The organism is Streptomyces sp. A0958, assembly GCF_004795035.1.
Classification (GTDB): domain Bacteria; phylum Actinomycetota; class Actinomycetes; order Streptomycetales; family Streptomycetaceae; genus Streptomyces.
Window position 1 is genome coordinate 129585 of sequence record NZ_SSBK01000005.1, and the last position, 18033, is coordinate 147617.

Genomic DNA, 18033 nt, shown 5'->3' on the forward strand with positions numbered 1-18033 from the left:
ATGCCCAGCATCAACTTCCACGACGTGACGAAGGACTTCACGGTCAAGGACGGCGGATTCCTCGCCCTGGACCACGTCACCCTGGACATCGAGGACGGCGAGTTCGTCACCGTCGTCGGCCCGTCCGGCTGCGGCAAGAGCACCCTCATGAACATCGCCGCCGGACTCCTCGACGCCACCGACGGCGAAGTCGTCGTCGACGGCGTCCCCGTCAGCGGCCCCGCCCCCGAACGCGGCGTCATCTTCCAGCAGTACGCGCTCTTCCCGTGGATGACCGTCGCCGCCAACGTCGAGTACGGGCTGAAGGTCGCCGGCGTCAAGAAGGAGGAGCGCCGGCGCAGGGCCCGCGAGGTCATCGAGCTCGTCGGCCTCACCGACTTCGCCGACGCCCTGCCCAAGACCCTCTCCGGCGGCATGAAACAGCGCTGCGCCATCGCCCGCGCCTACGCCGTGGACCCCAAGGTCCTCCTGATGGACGAACCCTTCGGCGCGCTCGACTCCCTCACCCGGGTCCGGATGCAGGAATCGCTCCTGGACACCTGGGGCCGCGACCGGCGCACCGTCATGTTCATCACCCACGACGTGGACGAGGCGGTCTTCCTCGCCAACCGCGTCGTCGTCATGGCGGCCCGCCCCGGCCGCATCCACACCGTCATCCCGGTCACGCTGCCCTACCCGCGTACCGAGGAGCAGCGCCTGTCGCCCGAGTTCGCCGCACTGCGCGCCCAGGTGTGGCACGCCGTGCACCACCAGCCCGCCCCGCTCGAAGGAATCGTGACATGAAGTCGATCCGTGCCGTCCGCCGCCGCACGGCGGGCCTGTTCCTCGCCCTGGCGCTCGTCTCCACCGCCGCCGGCTGCGGGGACGACTCCTCGGACGCCGCCGGCGGGCCGCAGAAGGTCAGTTTCGGCTACATCGCCGACTACAGCGGCTCCGTCGCCCTGGCCGTCGCCCAGAAGCAGGGGCTGTGGAAGAAGGCGGGCGTCACCCCCGAACTCAAGGTCTTCACCAACGGGCCCCTCCAGGTCCAGGCCCTGGGCACCGGCAACCTGGACTTCGGCTACCTCGGCCCCGGCGCCCTGTGGCTGCCCGCCTCCGGCCGGGCCTCCATCGTCTCGGTGAACATGCTGGGCCTCGCCGACCGGGTCATCGCCCGGCCCGGCTCCGGCATCGAGAAGCCCGCCGACCTCAAGGGCAAGAAGGTGGCCGTCGCCGAGGGCACCTCCGGCGACATGATCCTCAACCTGGCCCTCAGCGAGGCCGGACTGAAGCCGGACGACATCACGAAGGTCGCCATGGACGCCTCGACCGTCGTCACGGCGTTCTCCTCCGGCCAGGTCGACGCGGCCGCCACCTGGTACCCGCTGATCGACACGATGAAGAAGAAGGTGCCCGGCCTCAAGGAGATCAGCCGCACCGAGGACTACTACCCCAAGCTGACCTTCCCGAACGTCTTCGTCACCCAGCCGAAGCTCGCCTCCGGCGACCCCGCGCTCGTCAAGAAGGTGACCGGCGTCCTCAAGTCGGCCGGTGACTGGATCGCCGCACACCCCGAGGAGTCGGAGACCGTCGCCGCCGACTTCCTGAAGCTGCCGGCCGGGCAGCTCAAGGGCTCCACGAAGTACGTGAAGATCCTGCCCTCCGACGAGCTGACGAAGCTCACCCGCGACGGCACGGTCGACGGCTGGTTCGACGAACTGGCCGCCAACTTCCACCGGATGGGCAAGCTGCCCGACCCGGGCAAGGCCAAGGACTACTACCTCGGCGACCTCTACGCCGCAGCCGGAAAGGCGGACCGCTCATGACCGACTCGCCGCACATCGACACCACCACCGCACCCGGCGGGGTGAGACGGCGCGGCTTCCTCGTCGGAGCGGCCGGGCTCGCCGGAGCCGCCCTCCTGGCCGGGACCACCGCAACCGACGCCGCCGCGGCCGGCGGCCCGCTCCGGGTGACCTCCGGCGGCCGGGCCCGCGCCTCGGTCCTGTGGTGGGGCGGCGGCAGCGCCGGGTTCGCCGCCGCCGAACTGCGCGACTACCTCCGCGCGATCACCGGCGTCCGCCTCCCGCTGCGCGCCGTCCCCGCCCCGGCCGCCGCACCCGAGGGCGTCACCGGCCTGGTGGCCCTGCACACCGGGACCGGCGGCGGCCGGATCACCGCGAGCCGCCTCGCCGCCGCCGGACGCGAACTCGCCGGCGCCCCCGAGGACTCCTTCACCCTGCTCGGCGACGACACCTGCCTCCTGCTGACGGGCCACGGCGACCGCGCCCCGCTGTACGCGGTGTACGCCCTCCTGGAACGGGCCGGCGTCCGCTTCTTCGCCCCCGCCTTCCCCGCGTACGAGGGCCACCACGAACACGTACCCGCCACCCGTGACCTCGCCCTGCCGGCCGTACGCCATACCGACCGGCCCGCCACCGGGCTGCGGCGGCAGTACGCCGAGGAGGGGTTCAGCCACACCGCCGCGAGCCTGCCGCCACTGCTCGACTGGATGGCCAAGAACCGGCTCAACACCTTCGTCTACCCGACCGACTACCTGGGCCTGGGCGTCACCGCGTACGACAAGGTGCGCGGCGTACTGGCCCGGGAGGCCGGGAAGCGGGGCCTGCGGATCGAGACCGGCGGCCACGGCTACGACAGCTTCCTGCCGAAGGCCGCCTACCCGCAGTTCTACGAGTCCGGCGGGCCGGTCTTCGACATCTACAACCCCGAAGCGCTCGACGCCTACGTGGGCAAGGTCGTCGCCTTCCTCCGGGAGCGCCCGGAGATCACGGTCTTCGACTGCTGGCCCCCGGACGTCGGCGCCTTCCAGAAGCCGGTCCTCGACCGGTACGGCACCGCCTCCAACGCCGAGTCGGTGGTGGTCAACGAACTGGCCCGGGTGCTGCGCCAGGAGCTGCCCGGCGTCCGGGTCGAACGCATCGCGTACGCCTCCACGGTGCGCCCGCCCGACGCGGACCACGCGAGCGACCCCGAGGTCATCGTGGACTTCGCCGCCTACTCCCGGAACTACGACGGCCACATCGGTGACCCGGCCGTCGGGGCCAACGTCCCCTTCGCGGACGCGCTGCGCGCCTGGCGGACCACGCACAGCGGCCCGCTCGCCATGTACGAGTACTACCGGCGCTACCGCTGGCGCAGCCTGCCCGTGCACCCGCTGACCACCATCGCCGGGGACGTGGCCTTCGAGGCGGGGCTCGGTCTCGACGGGATCGGCATGTACAGCGAACCCGGCGACTGGATCACGTACGAGCACGTGCAGAGCCTGGTCGCCGCGCTGGCCTGGGACGGCTCCCTCGACGCGGACGCGTTCCTCGACGGCTACCTGCACGCCCGCTTCGGGGACCGGGCGGTGCCCGCCATGCGCCGCTACTACGAGCTGACGCGCCTGGACCCGGACACACACGCCGCCGCAGCGCTCAGCACCGCGTACGGGCAGGCCCGTGCGGCACTGCGGGAGGCGGCCGGGCAGGTGACGGGCGCCGCGCCCCGCACGGTCCTGGACCGGCTGACCCGCAACGCCGACATCGCGCTCGCCGACATGCGGATCGGCCTGGCACCGGCGGCCGGCGCCGAACTCGACGCCGCCCGCCGGGAGTACCGCGCGCTGGTGCACCGCAACCGGTTCAACGGGATCTGCCTGCCCAACATGCAGGCGTGGTGGCGCTGGAACGGGCCGCAGAGCCAGCAACCGTACGACGACGCGAAGATCCGGCAGGACGTCGTCGACACCTACGCGAGCCCGGCCGCCGGCTTCGGCGACCCGGGGCTGTTGGTGCTGGAGCGGGGCGGCGAAGCGGTGCGGCTCGACGTGGAGGCCCAGGACGCCGACTTCACCGGCCACACCGTGCACTGGACGGCCACCGCACCGGAGGGCGTCCGCGTGGAGCCGTCCCACGGCACGCTGAAGGTGCGCGGGACCCGGGGCGACGTCCAGCGGGTCGCCGTGAGCGCCGCACCGGACGCGGCGGCCGGCACGCGTCCGATCACGCTGGACTTCCGCCTCGCCGACGGCATCCGGCTGGTCGCCTCCCAGGTGGTGGCCGACATCCGCTGACCCGCACGGCGCACCACGACCGGCTCCACGGCCCACGGACCCGCACCATGAGCACACCAGCGAAAGGGCGTCCATGACACACCACCCCCACCCGCCGCGCACGCGGCCGCGCCCGTTACGGCGGCGCGCGGTCGTCGGCGGCCTGGCCACCGGACTCGCGCTGTCCCTGTTCTCCCCGTCCCCGGTCTCCGCCCACCCCGCGCCGCAGGCCGGGCGGGCGACGGCCGCCGAAGCCACCACCCACCGCTACCCGGGCAACGACCACCGCGCCCACACCGTCACCTGGGACGAGAAGTCCCTCAAGATCGACGGGGAGCGGCTGGTCGTCTGGTCCGGAGAGTTCCACTACTGGCGGCTGCCCAGCCCCGACCAGTGGCGCGACGTACTGCAGAAGCTCAAGGCGTCGGGCTTCAACGCCGTTTCGCTGTACTTCTTCTGGGGCTACCACTCGTCGGTGCCGGGCTCCTACGACTTCAGCGGCGTCCGCGACATCGACCGGCTCCTGACCATGGCCGAGCAGGAGGGCCTGTACGTCATCGCCCGCCCCGGCCCGTACATCAACGCCGAAGTGAGCATGGGCGGCCTGCCGCCGTACATGAGCACGTACGCGGGCGAGCAGCGCACCGCCGATCCGCAGAACCTGGCGGCCGACCTGGAGTGGCTGAAGGCCGTCAACGGCATCATCGGCCGGCACCAGATCACCGACGGCGGCGGCAGCGTCATCGCCTACCAGGTCGAGAACGAACAGATCGACAACTCAGCCGAGCACATCGACTACATCGAGAAGCTGCAGAGCGCGGTCGTCCAACAGGGCATCACCGTCCCGCTGTTCCACAACGACTACGGCAACGGGCACGGCTGGAACGTGCCCGGCGGCCCCGGCGGTTCCAAGCTCGGCCTGTACGCCTTCGACACCTACCCGCTGGGCTTCGACTGCGCCGGCGCCCGGGGCAGGCTGAGCGACTACGAGACCCGGGTACGCGGCTACTCGCCCACCACCCCCGTCTTCATCGCCGAGGGCCAGGGCGGCGCGTTCACCGCGTGGGGCCGCGACTTCCAGACCGACGAGTGCGCGAAGTTCACCGACGAGGCGTTCACCCGCCAGTTCGCCGTGAACAACCTCGCCAACGGGGCCACCCTCTCCAACACCTACATGGAGTACGGCGGCACCAACTGGGGCTGGACCGGAGATCCCGGCTCCGGCTTCACCTCGTACGACTACGGGGCGGCGATCTCCGAGAACCGCGCGATCACGCCGAAGCTCGCCGTCCAGAAGGAATTCGGCTACCTGCAGAGCGCGGTGAAGCCGATCGCCTCCGCGGAGCCCGACACCGCCCCCGACCTCACCGTCACGGGCGGCGGCCCGGTCAGGGTCCAGCAGCGCCGGTCCACCGAGCAGGCCGACGACACCTCCGTCTCGGGCCACGGCATGCGGCTCATCACGCTGCGCCACCCCGACTCCAACGACACCACGACCAGCCGCGTCACCTTCCCCCTGGACCTGACCGGCGACGGCGGCTATGCCCGGGTTCCGCAGAAGCCGGACACCGCGATCACGGTGGACGGCCGGGACGCCACCACCCTCGTGGCGGACTACGCCTTCGGATCGCACCGGCTCGTCTACTCCACCTCCCAGCTCCTCACCCAGCTGAACGCCGGACGCGATCTGCTCGTCCTCGACGGGGCGAAGGGCACCGACGGCGAGACCGTCCTGCGCTACGCGAAGCGGCCGAAGGTCACCACGGTGGCCGGGGCACCCGTGGAGACCACCTGGGACCCGGTACGCAAGGACCTGCGGCTCAACTACCAGCACGGTGGGAGCCGCACCGTACGCATCTCGGGCGGCGGCGGTCGCGACCTCACCGTCGTGATCGGCGACCGGGACGGTGTCGCGGACATCTGGCAGCTCGACGCGGGCAGCGGCCAGGCGCTGGTCATCGGCCCGGAACTCGCCCGCACCGCCCGCGTGAGCGGAACCCGCCTCGACCTCACCGGTGACACCCGCGAGGCCGGCCGGGTCAGGGTCTTCGCACCGGCCGGGGTGAAGACCCTGACCTGGAACAACAAGGTGGTACGGGCCGAGCGGGACGCCTCCGGGGCGCTCGTCGCCCGGCTGCCCGGCCCGGCGAAGGTGTCGGTGCCCGCCCTGGACACCTGGCGCACCTCCGCCTCCGACCCCGAGCGCACGGCGGACTTCGACGACTCGGCGTGGACCAGGGCGGACCGCACCACCGCCGCGAACACCCGGCACGGGCCCGGCGCGGCGTCCGGAGTCGTGCTGGACACGGACGAGTACGGCTTCCACGAGGGCGACACCTGGTACCGGGGCCACTACACGCCCACCGTGGCCGGCAGCACCGTGAAGGTCACGGTGAAGACCGGCACCGCCGGCCACGCCCTGGTCTGGCTCGACGGCCACTACCTCGGCGCCCAGGGCGACGGCGGCGCCACCTACACCGTCCCCGAGGGCCTGGTGGAGCCGGGCAAGCCCGCCGTGCTGGCGATCCTGGTGCGGAACATGGGCCAGTACGAGGACTGGAGCTCCGACGGCCGGTCCAAGGGCGGACGAGGCCTGGCCGACGTCGACATCGCCGGCGCCGGGAAGACCGAGTGGCGCATCCAGGGCGCCGAGGGCGGCGACGAGCCGACCGACACCGCGCGCGGGCTCTACAACAACGGGGGTCTGTACGGGGAGCGCCTGGGCTGGCACCTGCCGGGTGCGCCGGACGCGTCGTGGGCGCGCACCGGCTCGCTCAAGAGCGACCGGCCGGGCGTGCGGTGGTACCGCACCACGGCCCGGCTCGACCTGCCGAAGGGGGCCGACACCGCGCTCGGGCTGCGGATCGAGGACGCCGGGGGCCGGACCGGCAAGTACCGCGTCCAGATCTTCGTCAACGGCTGGAACACCGGTCAGTACGTCAACAACGTGGGCCCGCAGCAGGAGTTCGTCATCCCGTCCGGCTTCCTGAAGCCGCACGGCGACAACACCGTCGCGCTGGCGGTCACCGCCGAGCAGAGCGGGGTCGGCCCCGACTCGGTGCGGCTGGTGAACCAGGGCAGCGTCCTCGGCGGCGTCGCCGGAAAGCAGAACGAGGCACCGGACTACGCGGCCCTCGCCGCGCGGTAGCGAAGGGTGCGCGCCCCGGAGGTCCGCCCGGACCGCCGGGGCGCGCACGGCCGCCCCCGGACCCCGCTCAGCTGAAGAGCTTCGTCACGAACGCGGAGAGGTTGGTGACCGTACGGGCGATCTGCTCCTCGGTGGTCAGCGACTCCTTGAAGCGGGCGCCGGAGGCCACGGCCTTCCTGCCGCGCACGTACAGCGAGCAGGCCAGGTCGGTGCACATGTACAGGCCGACCGAATTGCCCTCCCGCCCGGCGGGTCCTGTCTTGCGTGCGGTCATCAGCGAGACCCCGCTGCCCGGGTGCGTGGTCAGGCAGAGCGAGCACATGCTCCGGTGGAGGAACCCGCGCTGCTGGGACGGGAAGCGCAGCGAGATCCCGGCCAGCTCGCCCTCGTGCTCGGTGACGATGTAGCTGCGCCCCGGCGCGGACAGGTCCCGCCAGCCCAGGAAGTCGAGGTCGTCCCAGGGCAGCTCCTCGAAATCGCGGGGGAGCGGCAGACGCTTGGCTTCCCCCTTGGAGCAATTCACGAACGATGTGCGGATGTCCTGCTCGGTCACGGCCTTCATACCCACGAAGCTAACTCTGCCTATGGGCCCTAGGCAAACGATTAATGCACTTAGGGCTTCACCTGGGGCTCCTCGGCCGCGAGGGCGAGGCGGTGCACGGGCGGGTGCGGGACGCCGAGGTCCGGGCGCCAGGTCGCGAGGATCTGCGCCGAGGGGTCGAACAGCGGCCCCGGCAGCGCGTCGAGCGCGGTCCACTCCCAGGTGCTGATCAGGTGCGGTTCGGTCACCCGCGCGGTGCCGGAACCGATGCGCACCAGGGCGGCCATCGTCACGCGGTTGATGCCGGCCACGGCGTCGTGCAGCATCGCGAAGACGCTCACCTCGTCCTCGGCGACCGTCAGCCCGGTCTCCTCCCGCAGTTCGCGCACGGCCGCCGCCGCAACGGACTCGGGCAGCGGATCGACCTTGCCCCCGGGCAACTCCCAGGTGCCGCTGTGATGCCGGCCGAGCAGCACCCGGCCCCGTGCGTCCTGCACGATCACGCCGACACCCAGCGCCGCCTGCGCCTGCGGCGGACGGGAGTTACGGGAGGGAACGAGGGGGCTTTCGGTGTCCATGCGGTTCTCCTGACGGGGGCCGTTCCGGTTCGGGCGTCGAGCCTATGGGGCGGCGGCGCCCGGCCCCCGCGCCTATACCGCCAGCCGCAGCGAGGTGTCCGACACGCCGAGCCGTACGCTCTGCCCCCAGGTCAGCTCCAGCGCGTCCGCCTCCATCCCGTCGCCGAAGACCACCACCCGGTCGGACTCCACGGTCAGCCGCAGCCCCTGCCCCCGGCCCAGCTCGCCCGAGACGAACGAGGTGCCGGTCACCGGCGACGGCCAGGCATCCCGGACGAACCAGAGCAGCCGGGGGTCGGCGGGCCCGGGCAGGGCGGGGGGGGGCTGCGGCGCTCCTGCCACAGGGAGCGCAGCCAGCCGGTGGCCCCGGTGCCGGTCCCGACCAGGACGCCGGAGGAGGCCTGCGGCTCGGCGGGGGAGTCCGCCGCGTCGAGGCCGAGCCGGTAGCGGGCCGTCTGGTGACCGGGCGGGCCGAGGTAGATCTCGTTGAGGGCGAGCAGTCGCTGTGTGTCGTCGGCCACCGCCTCGACCATCGTCAGGTCGTCCGCCCGCCCGCCGGGCGCCACGGCCGCCCGCATGAGGGCCGCCGCGTCGGCCGGCCGGTGGCGCACCAGGACACCGGGGTTGCGGCCCGGGTCGGTGTCGATGCCGACGACCGGCTGGCCGGACAGGTACTTGGCGGCGTCGGCGACCAGACCGTCCTGGCCGGCCACGACCACGACGTCCTCGGGTGCGAACAGGAACCGGTCCAGATCCGCCCGCTCCACCCGGCAGTGCCGCCACTGGAGCGGTACGGCCGCCGCCACGTCGGCCGGCGCCTGCCGGGTCCGCCCGGGGACGACAAGGCTTGCCCGGGTACCCGAACGGCCGGTGACTTCGGGAGAAGTCACCGGCCGTTCGGGTTGCGCGCCGTCCCCGTCCCCACGGTGCGGCGCGGGCGGGCCGCCGTCATCCGCTGGGGCGACGGCCCACGTCTGTCAGGACCCGGACGCCGGAGCGCCCAGGCCGAGTGCGGGAAGGACGGCGCCCTCCACGAAGCGGACGAGGAAGGTCTCGTCCGCATGGGCCCCCTGTAGCATCGGGCGGGCCCGCATCACGCCCAGCAACTGCGCGGAGACGAACTCCGTCGCCGGGTTGTCCGCCGCCACCTCGCCGCGCTCCACCCCGCGCCGGACGAGCGCGTCGATCGCCGCCATCTCCGGCAGGATCAGCGACTCGCGCAGCGCGCACAGCAGCTCCTGGTTGTGCAGGGCGGCGTGGCTCAGGGCCAGCATCAGGGGCGTGTCGCGCCCCGATCCCTCGCCTATGGCCCGCGCCGCCTCCAGCAGGTCGCCCGCCAGCGTGCCGGTGTCGATCGTCCGCAGGGTGCCGCGCCGGGTGCCGTGCAGGGCGGCCACGACCAGCTCGGGCTTCGACCCCCACTGACGGTAGAGCGTGGACTTGCCGCAGCGGGACCGGGAGGCGACCCCCTCCATGGTCAGCGACTCGTAGCCGCTCTCCCTCAGCATGTCGAGCACGGCCGTGTAGAGCTCCTGGGCCCGCTCCGGCGTGATCTTCGAGCGGCGCTGCGCGGGGGCGTGCTCCTGCTCGGTCTCCAGCGACGGCATGCGCTTTCCCTCTCTGCGACTCTGCGACGAGGTCCATCGATACGCCAGTGTACCGATACGCGAGTGTCCCGATACGGTTGCGTATCGGTACACTGGCGTATCGATAAGGGCGGAGAACCGCCCGCTACACACCGCTTCGTCAGCAAAGGGGCACCGGGTGAAGTACGCCGGTAACAGGCCCGCCGATCGGGAGCCGGACACCTCTGCCCGACCACCCCTAGTCCGCGAGCTCCTCCTCGTCGTAGGACTCTTCGTGATCTACAAGCTCGGCCGCCAGGCCGCGAACGGTCACGTCGATGAGGCGTTCCACAACGCCGGCCGCGTCTGGGACTTCGAACGTGCCGTGCACCTGCCCGGCGAGGGCCTCGTACAGCGCCTGCTCCTGCACGACGAGACGCTGATCCACCTCGCGAACACCTACTACGCGACCGTGCACTTCCCGGCCACGCTGCTCTTCCTCGCCTGGCTGTACTGGCGCCGCCCCCGCCATTACGTCTGGTCGCGCCGCATCCTCGCCGTGCTCACCGGCGCCGCGCTCGCCCTGCACCTGCTCTTCCCGCTCGCCCCGCCGCGCCTCCTCGCCGCCACCGGTCTCATCGACACCGGCCAGGTCTACGGACCGACGGTGTACGGGGCCACGCCCGCCACCGACTCCATGGCGAACCAGTTCGCCGCGATGCCCTCACTGCACTTCGGCTGGGCGGTCATGGTCGGCGTCGGCCTCGTCGTCGCCACCCGCTCCCGGTGGCGCTGGCTGTGGCTGCTGCACCCGGCGATCACGCTGCTCGTCATCGTCGGCACCGCCAACCACTACTGGCTCGACTCGATCGTGGTGGCCGCCCTGCTCTCGGTGGCGTTCGCCGCGCTGCGGCTGCCGCGCGCCGAGCCGGTCCGCCCGCCGCTGCCGTGGCCGTCCGTCGTTCCGCAGCGGGAACACGTCACGCCCTACGCCTCCTCCGGGGCGCGCCGGTGAACGGCACCCTGGCCGCCGTCGCGCTGTCCCTCGTCTCCGCCGCCGCCTACGCGGCGGCCGCGGTGGCGCAGGCACGGCTGGCCGGCCGCACCGAACCGGGCACCGGGACGCTCCGGCTGCTCGGGCGCGGCGCCTGGTGGTGTGCCGTCGGGCTGAACGCGGGCGGCGCCCTCCTGCATGTCGCCGCCCTGAAGTACGGACCGCTCACGCTGGTCCAGCCGCTCGGCGCGCTCACCCTGGTGGCGGCCGTACCGCTGGGCGCCCGGGCCGCCGGCCGCCGCGTCACCGCCACCGAGTGGCGCGGCACCCTGCTCACGCTGCTCGGCCTCGGGGCCCTGCTGCTGACGACGGGCGGGACCGCCCCGCACGAGACGCTGACCCTGGCCGAGGCGCTGGCCGTCGGCGCCGGGACCATGGCCCTCGTCGCCGGCCTCAGCCGCCCGGGCGCCCGCCCCGGCCTCCGGCACGCGGCGGCCTCCGGCATCACATCCGGCGTCGCCTCCGCGCTCACCCAGACCCTGACCGTCGCCGTCACCGACCACACCGGCCCACTGCTCAGCCCGCGCCTGGTGGTCGTCGCCGTGCTCGTGTCCGCCTTCGCGATGGGCGGGCTGCTGCTCTCGCAGACCGCCTACCGGGGCGGACTCGGGGCGCCGCTCGCCGTCGTCACCCTCGCCAACCCGGTCGCCGCCGCGGCCATCGGCCTGGCGCTGCTGGGGGAGCGGTTCCAGGGCGGACCGGCCGGACTCGTCCCGGCGCTGCTCGGCACGGCGGCCGCCGTCCGGGGCGTGATCCTGCTCAGCCGCGCCCAGGCGCAGCCCGTGCCCGCCGTGGCCGGGGCCCCGGCCACGACCCGGTCGAGGGTGGTCATCAGGAGCCCCCGGGCCTCGCGCCCGGAACAGCCGCGCAGGATCAGGGTGGGCCGCTCCTGAGCGCACCGGCCGCCTCCGGGTTACCCGGGATCGGGCGCCGGGGCGGGGTAGTCCGCGAGCGCGCGGGTCAGCCACCCGATCCAGAAGTTCTCCAGGTCGATGCCGCCGCGCAGCACCAGATGCCGCAGCCGGTCCTCGGGCGTGTCCCGGCCCGGCGGGAAGTCCCGCTCCTCGATCTCCAGGTACTCCGCCAGCTGCCGCCGGTGCAGCGCCAGATGGCGGCGCAGCTCCGCGTCGAGCCCGGGCGCCCCGACGACCGCCGCCGCACGCACCCGCAGCAGCAGCGGATCGCGTACCTGCTTGGGGTCCTCCTGCCGAGCCACCCAGGCGGACAGCGCCTCGCGGCCCGCCGGCAGCACCTCGTACTCCTTCTTCTGCCCCCGGGCGGGCTGCGCCGGGGTCAGCGCCCTGATCTGCCCGGCCTGCTCCAGCTTGCCCAGCTCGCGGTAGATCTGCTGGTGCGTCGCCGACCAGAAGTAGCCGATCGACCGGTCGAACCTGCGGGTCAGCTCAAGGCCCGAGGAGGGCTTTTCGAGCAGGGCGGTGAGGATCGCGTGCGGCAGTGACATGGGGTGCATCCTAAGGACGGCCGGACGGGTCGCAGGCCGCCCGGCCGTGGGGCCGCCCGGGTCAGAGCGAGCCGGCGAGTTCCGTGCCCTGCCGGATCGCGCGCTTGGCGTCCAGCTCGGCCGCGACGTCGGCGCCGCCGATCAGATGCGCGGTACTGCCCTCGGCGAGCAGTTCCTCGTACAGGTCCCGGCGCGGCTCCTGGCCCGCGCACAGCACGATCGTGTCGACCGGCAGCAGGTGCTGCCGGCCGCCGACCGTGATGTGCAGTCCCTCGTCGTCGATCCGGTCGTAGGTGACGCCCGCGGTCATGGTGACCCCGCGATGCCGCAGCTCGGTGCGGTGAATCCAGCCCGTCGTCCTGCCGAGGCCGGCGCCGACCTTGCTCGCCTTGCGCTGGAGCAGGTGCACGGTGCGGTTGGTCTTCGGGCGCTCCGGGGCCGCGAGGCCGCCGCGTTGCCGGTACTCGGTGTCGACGCCCCACTGCCGGAAGAACACCTCCGGGTCCAGGCTCGCCGCCTGACCGCCGTCCGTCAGGAACTCCGCCACGTCGAAGCCGATCCCGCCCGCCCCGACGAGGGCGACCCGGTCACCGACCGGCGCCCCGTGCCGCAGCACATCGAGGTAGCTGACGACGCTGGGGTGGTCGACCCCGGGGATCGGCGGTGTCCGGGGGGTGACCCCGGTCGCGAGCACGATCTCGTCGAACCCTCCTAGGTCCCCGGCGCCGACCGGGGCGCCGAGCCGCACGTCGACCTCCTCCTCCGCGAGCCGGGTGCGGAAGTAGCGCAGCGTCTCGTCGAACTCCTCCTTGCCGGGCACCCGGCGGGCCACGTTCAGCTGCCCGCCGATCTCGTCGGCCGCGTCGAAGAGCGTCACCGCGTGACCGCGCTCGGACGCCGTGACCGCGCAGGCGAGCCCGGCGGGCCCGGCGCCCACGACGGCGACGCGCTTGCGGGTGCGGGTCGGCGACAGGACGAGTTCCGTCTCGTGGCAGGCGCGCGGATTGACCAGGCAGGAGGTCACCCGGCCGCTGAAGACGTGGTCCAGGCAGGCCTGGTTGCAGCCGATGCAGGTGTTGATCGCGTCCGCGCGCCCCTCGCCCGCCTTCGCCACGAAGTCCGGGTCGGCCAGGAACGGCCGGGCCATCGACACCATGTCCGCGCGGCCCGCCGCGAGGACCTGCTCGGCGACCTCAGGGGTGTTGATGCGGTTGCTCGTCACCAGCGGTACGGAGACGGCGCCGCGCACCTTCTCGGTGACCCAGGTGAAGGCGCCCCGGGGGACCGAGGTGGCGATGGTCGGGATGCGGGCCTCGTGCCAGCCGATGCCCGTGTTGATGATGGTGGCCCCGGCCGCCTCGATCTCCCGGGCGAGCCGCACCACCTCGTCCAGGGACGAGCCGCCGGGCACCAGGTCCAGCATCGAGAGCCGGTAGATGAGGATGAAGTCGCCGCCGACCCGCTCACGGACCCGGCGCACGATCTCCACGGGGAAGCGCACGCGGTTCTCGTACGAGCCGCCCCAGCGGTCCTCGCGGTGGTTGGTCGCCGAGGCGATGAACTCGTTGATCAGATAGCCCTCGGAGCCCATGATCTCGACACCGTCGTACCCCGCGCTCCGCGCCAGTACGGCCGCCGTGACGAAGTCCTCGATCGTCGCCTCGACCTCGTCGTCGGTCAGGGCGTGCGGGGTGAACGCGCTGATCGGCGCCTGGACCGCGCTCGGCGCCACCAGGTCCGGATGGTGGGCGTAGCGGCCGAAGTGCAGGATCTGCATGGCGATCCGCCCGCCCGCCGCGTGCACGGACGACGTCACCCGGGCGTGCCGCGCCGCCTCCGCCTCGGTGGTCATCTTCGCCCCGCCGGGCAACGAGCAGCCCCGCTCGTTGGGCGCGATGCCGCCGGTGACCATGAGGCCCACCCCGCCGCGGGCACGCTCGGCGTAGAAGGCCGCCATGCGCTCGAAGCCGTTCTCGGCCTCCTCCAGGCCGACATGCATCGACCCCATCAGCACCCTGTTCGCAAGGGTGGTGAACCCGAGGTCGAGCGGGCTCAGCAGATGCGGATACGGGCTCATGCGGCGGCTCCTCGCTGTGGCGTCGCCCCAGTTCTAGACCACCGGAACGCCATTGTGCAACAAGTTGCACAATGGCGTTCGTCGCACTGTGTCACGGGTCACGCCCCGGTGCGGGCCGCCCGGACGGCGTAACAACACGGTCCGCGCGCGGCGCGGGGCACGGAGAGTGGTGACGTACGGCATCCAGGGGCCCCCGTCGTCCGGGCCGGGCCCCGAAACCCACTGGAGACCCCCCATGGGCAGCGTCAACCGTCACGACCTCGGTCTGCTCCTCCTGCGCGTCGGCACCGGCGCGTTCCTCACCGCGCACGGCGCCCAGAAGTTGGCCGGCTGGTTCGGGGGCGGAGGAGTCGAGGGCACCACCGCCGCCATGGAGGCCATGGGCTTCCATCCGCCGAAGCACAGCGCCATCGCCGCCGGGCTCGGCGAGGCGGGCGGCGGCGCGCTGCTCGCCCTGGGCCTGGCCACACCGGCGGCCGGGGCGGCGGCTGCCGGAGCCATGGCCGGAGCGGTGGCCGTCCACGCGCCCGCGGGGTTCTTCGCGCAGGGCGGCGGCTACGAGTACCCGGCGTTCCTCGGTTTCACCGCCGCCGCGATCGGCCTGACCGGCCCCGGCCGCTACTCCGTCGACCACGCCACCGGCCACGCGTTCAACCAGCCCTGGATGGTCGCGCTCGCCTTCGCCGGCAGCGCGGTGGCCGCCGCCGCCGTGGTCGGCAAGCGGTCCAAGGCACAGGTCCCGGAGCCGGAGGAGTTCTGATCGGCCGGCCGCGCCGACGCGGGGTCCATGGGACGGGCCACGGCGGTCGTCGGAGCCGGAGGAGTTCTGACCCGCCGGCCACGCCGAGGGCGTGACCGGCACGGATTCAGCTCGCGGCCCTGCGCCACCCCTTCGCCGCCGCGACCAGCTCGGGGACCGTGGAGAACTTGACCCTCGGGCGCCCGCCGTCCCGGCCGCGCGCCCGCTCGGCCCGGTCGATGGCGGCCAGACCCCGGGCGTCGACGACCTGGCGGCTCCGGCCGCGGACCAGACGGCCGAACGCCTTGGCCGGGTGGGCGGGGGAGGGGAGCGCACCGGCGACCGCGTCCGCGAGCAGCGTGCCGACCGTCTCGGCCGCGCAGGTGCGGTTGGCGCCGATGCCGCCCGAAGGGCCGCGCTTGATCCAGCCGACGACGTACGTCCCGGGCAGGCCCCTCACCCGGCCGCCCTCGTGCGGGACCGTGCCGCTCGCCTCGTCGAAGGGCAGGCCCGGGAGCGCCAGGCCCCGGTAGCCGATCGCCCGGAGGAACAGCTGCGCCGGGAGCCGCGCCTCACCCCCGTCGGCCGTGACCCGGACGCCTTCCACGTCGTCCCGGCCGATGACCTCGACGGGCGCGGAGTGGAAGCGGAGCACGATGCGCCGCCCGTCCGCCGGCGGGCGCGACCAGTCCACGCGCTCCCGGCGTACGCTCCGCAGCACGGCGGCCGCACTGCCGGACACCGCGCCGCCGATCGCGGGGCCGATGCGCGGATCGTGGTCGTCCACCACCAGCTCCACGCCCGGCAGGTGCCTGAGCGCGAGCAGCTCCGACGAGGTGCAGGCGGCGTCCTTCGGGCCGCGCCGCCCCAGCAGCACGACCTCGCGCACCGCCGAGCCGCGCAGCGCCGCGAGCGCGTGGTCGGCGATGTCGGTGCCCGCCAGCGAGGCCGCGTCCGTGACGAGCAGGCGCGCCACGTCGAGAGCCACGTTGCCGTTCCCGGCGACGACCACCCGCTCGGCCCCGGACAGGTCCACGGCCCCGGGCGCCACCTCGGGGTGCGCGTTGTACCAGGACACGAACGAGGTCGCCGCGATGCTGGACGGCAGGTCTTCGCCCGGTATCCCGAGCCTGCGGTCGGCGCCGGCGCCGACCGCGTAGATCACCGCGTCGTGGTGCGCGGCCAGTTCCTCGGCGGTGACGTCCCTGCCCACCTCGACCCCGAGATGCATCCGCACCCGAGGGTGGGAGTGGAAGCGCGCGAAGGTCTCGCCCACGCCCTTCGTCCCCGGGTGGTCCGGCGCCACGCCGTAGCGGACGAGGCCGCCCGCCACCGGCAGCCGGTCGACCAGGGTCACTTCGGCGTTGGTGTGCAGCAGCAGGTCCTCGGCGGCGTACATCCCAGCGGGGCCGGTGCCGACGACCGCCACCCGGATCGGCGCGAAGTGCGAGGGCAGGCTGCGCGCGAAGGACGGGGCGCCCCAGGCGTGGAAGTTGGGTCCGGTGGCCGGCTCCAGCTCCCGGTCCGCGTAGTAGGCCGCGTTGATGGCGGCGTACTCCTCGCGCGCCCCGAAGAGGCTGTCCACTGGGAAGATCGCGTCCACCGGGCAGGCGTCGGCGCAGGCACCGCAGTCGATGCAGGTCTGCGGGTCGACGTAGAGCATCTCCGTGCTGCCGAAGGCCGGTTCCTCCGGCGTGGGGTGAATGCAGTTGACGGGGCAGACGGCGACACAGGTGGCGTCGGTGCAGCAGGTCTGGGTGATGGCGTAGGTCATGGTCGGCTCGGGCTCTCGGCTCGGGTCAGATCAGGTCGGCGCGCTTGTAGAAGAACAGGGCCGGCTTCGTCAGCAGGCGGGCCGAGGCCAGGAACTCCATCAGCCCCGAACAGCTCGACCTCATAAGGGACTTGTGATGCTCGTTGGTCTTCGCCTCGGCAATCGCCCGCGCGGCGTCCAGGCCCGCGTTCGCGTACACGTCCCGGTTCACCATGCTGGTGACGATGTAGTACGAGGCGACGGCGACCACGAGCGCGTTGAGGTGCCGGCGCACCGGGCCCGCGCCGCGCAGCCGCTTGCGGGTCTCGTCGCGGGCGAACTTCATGTGGCGCGACTCCTCCACCACATGGATGTTGTTGATCGTGCGGACGAAGGGCGCGACGCGCTCGTCGCGCATCCAGTCGCGCTGCATCACGTCGAGCACCTCCTCCGCCACGAGAATCGCCGCGTACGCGGCCTCGCCGAAGGCGAGTGTCTTGAAGGCGCGGCCCAGCTCCAGCACGGGCCGGCGCGGCCGGTAGGCCGGTGCGCCCAGCTTCGCGGCGCCCCGGGCGAACATGATCGAGTGCCGGCACTCGTCGGCGACCTCGGTCAGGGCCCACTGGAAACGCGGGTCGGTCGGGTCCTTGGCGTACATGTCGCGCAGCACCATCTGCTGGAGGATCATCTCGAACCAGATGCCGGTGCTGGCGACGGACGCGGCCTCCTGGCGCGTCAGCGCCTTGCGCTGAGCATCCGTCAACTCGCCCCAGTACGCGGTCCCGTAGAGCGTGCTCCACTCGGGGCTCGCCCCGTGGTGGTCCGTGTCCAGAGGGGTGTTCCAGTCCACCTCGGTGGCCGGGTCGTACGAGAGCTTCGCGGACGAATCGAGCAGGCGCCGGGCGACGTCCTGCTCGGCGGCCCGGTCCTGGTCCTCCGGCCGAACGGTGCTGCTTGCCATGCTGCGGCTCCTTGACTCGAGAGATCGACCCGTCGCCGCCCGGCACCCTCACCTTGCGTCAGCCCGATGAGATCGATGGCCGCCGAGCGCCGCCTCGCTTGTTAGACGTGGTGTCTAGC

At 73.0% G+C, this 18033-nt stretch carries 14 protein-coding genes and 1 pseudogene; 7 read left to right on the forward strand and 8 right to left on the reverse strand.

What is annotated here, in order from left to right:
• The 4 genes from E6P78_RS07305 (at position 1) to E6P78_RS07320 (ending at position 7184) form a co-directional block, all read left to right on the forward strand.
• Positions 1-783: an ABC transporter ATP-binding protein gene (locus E6P78_RS07305; protein WP_136202684.1), complete on the forward strand. Its 783-nt coding sequence runs from the start codon at positions 1-3 to the stop codon at positions 781-783.
• The gene (locus E6P78_RS07310; protein ID WP_136202685.1) at positions 780-1805 is read left to right on the forward strand and encodes an aliphatic sulfonate ABC transporter substrate-binding protein; all 1026 of its coding nucleotides are present in this window, start codon (positions 780-782) and stop codon (positions 1803-1805) included. The genes E6P78_RS07305 and E6P78_RS07310 overlap by 4 nt, the downstream gene beginning before the upstream one ends.
• A complete protein-coding gene (locus E6P78_RS07315; protein WP_136202686.1) occupies positions 1802-4057 on the forward strand; it encodes a DUF4838 domain-containing protein in 2256 nt (751 codons plus the stop codon). The genes E6P78_RS07310 and E6P78_RS07315 overlap by 4 nt, the downstream gene beginning before the upstream one ends.
• A 73-nt stretch (positions 4058-4130) precedes the next feature.
• Entirely contained in the window at positions 4131-7184 is a 3054-nt protein-coding gene (locus E6P78_RS07320) for a beta-galactosidase (RefSeq protein WP_136202687.1), read from the forward strand.
• A 67-nt stretch (positions 7185-7251) separates the two neighbouring features.
• On the opposite strand, the gene E6P78_RS07325 is transcribed toward E6P78_RS07320, so the two are convergent.
• From E6P78_RS07325 to E6P78_RS07340, 4 genes and pseudogenes are all read right to left on the reverse strand, one after another.
• Entirely contained in the window at positions 7252-7746 is a 495-nt protein-coding gene (locus tag E6P78_RS07325) for an FBP domain-containing protein (RefSeq protein ID WP_136202688.1), read from the reverse strand.
• A 50-nt stretch (positions 7747-7796) separates the two neighbouring features.
• On the reverse strand, positions 7797-8303 hold the full coding sequence (locus E6P78_RS07330; protein ID WP_136202689.1) for an NUDIX domain-containing protein: 507 nt from the start codon (positions 8301-8303) through the stop codon (positions 7797-7799).
• Positions 8304-8375: 72 nt separating this feature from the next.
• Positions 8376-9193 (reverse strand): annotated as a pseudogene (locus tag E6P78_RS07335) (hypothetical protein).
• 87 nt (positions 9194-9280) lie between these two features.
• Positions 9281-9910, reverse strand: coding sequence for a TetR/AcrR family transcriptional regulator (locus E6P78_RS07340; RefSeq protein ID WP_136202690.1), 630 nt, complete (start codon positions 9908-9910; stop codon positions 9281-9283).
• Between the two features lie 157 nt (positions 9911-10067).
• Between E6P78_RS07340 and E6P78_RS07345 the strand changes: the two genes are divergently transcribed.
• Both E6P78_RS07345 and E6P78_RS07350 read left to right on the forward strand, forming a co-directional pair.
• The gene (locus E6P78_RS07345; RefSeq protein WP_136202691.1) at positions 10068-10883 is read left to right on the forward strand and encodes a phosphatase PAP2 family protein; all 816 of its coding nucleotides are present in this window, start codon (positions 10068-10070) and stop codon (positions 10881-10883) included.
• Positions 10880-11815, forward strand: coding sequence for a hypothetical protein (locus tag E6P78_RS07350; protein WP_136202692.1), 936 nt, complete (start codon positions 10880-10882; stop codon positions 11813-11815). Before E6P78_RS07345 ends, E6P78_RS07350 begins: the two co-directional genes overlap by 4 nt.
• Before the next feature lie 20 nt (positions 11816-11835).
• Here the strand turns inward: E6P78_RS07350 and E6P78_RS07355 are convergent, their stop codons facing one another.
• Together E6P78_RS07355 and E6P78_RS07360 are read right to left on the reverse strand one after the other, a co-directional pair.
• On the reverse strand, positions 11836-12384 hold the full coding sequence (locus E6P78_RS07355; protein WP_136202693.1) for a PadR family transcriptional regulator: 549 nt from the start codon (positions 12382-12384) through the stop codon (positions 11836-11838).
• 61 nt (positions 12385-12445) lie between these two features.
• Positions 12446-14461, reverse strand: coding sequence for an NADPH-dependent 2,4-dienoyl-CoA reductase (locus E6P78_RS07360; RefSeq protein WP_136202694.1), 2016 nt, complete (start codon positions 14459-14461; stop codon positions 12446-12448).
• A 235-nt stretch (positions 14462-14696) separates the two neighbouring features.
• Between E6P78_RS07360 and E6P78_RS07365 the strand changes: the two genes are divergently transcribed.
• Entirely contained in the window at positions 14697-15221 is a 525-nt protein-coding gene (locus E6P78_RS07365) for a DoxX family membrane protein (RefSeq protein WP_136202695.1), read from the forward strand.
• A 106-nt stretch (positions 15222-15327) separates the two neighbouring features.
• Here E6P78_RS07365 and E6P78_RS07370 read toward each other — a convergent pair whose 3' ends face one another.
• Positions 15328-16974: an FAD-dependent oxidoreductase gene (locus E6P78_RS07370; protein ID WP_136202696.1), complete on the reverse strand. Its 1647-nt coding sequence runs from the start codon at positions 16972-16974 to the stop codon at positions 15328-15330.
• 25 nt (positions 16975-16999) lie between these two features.
• Positions 17000-17914, reverse strand: coding sequence for a diiron oxygenase (locus tag E6P78_RS07375; RefSeq protein ID WP_136202697.1), 915 nt, complete (start codon positions 17912-17914; stop codon positions 17000-17002).
• Positions 17915-18033: the final 119 nt, after the last annotated feature.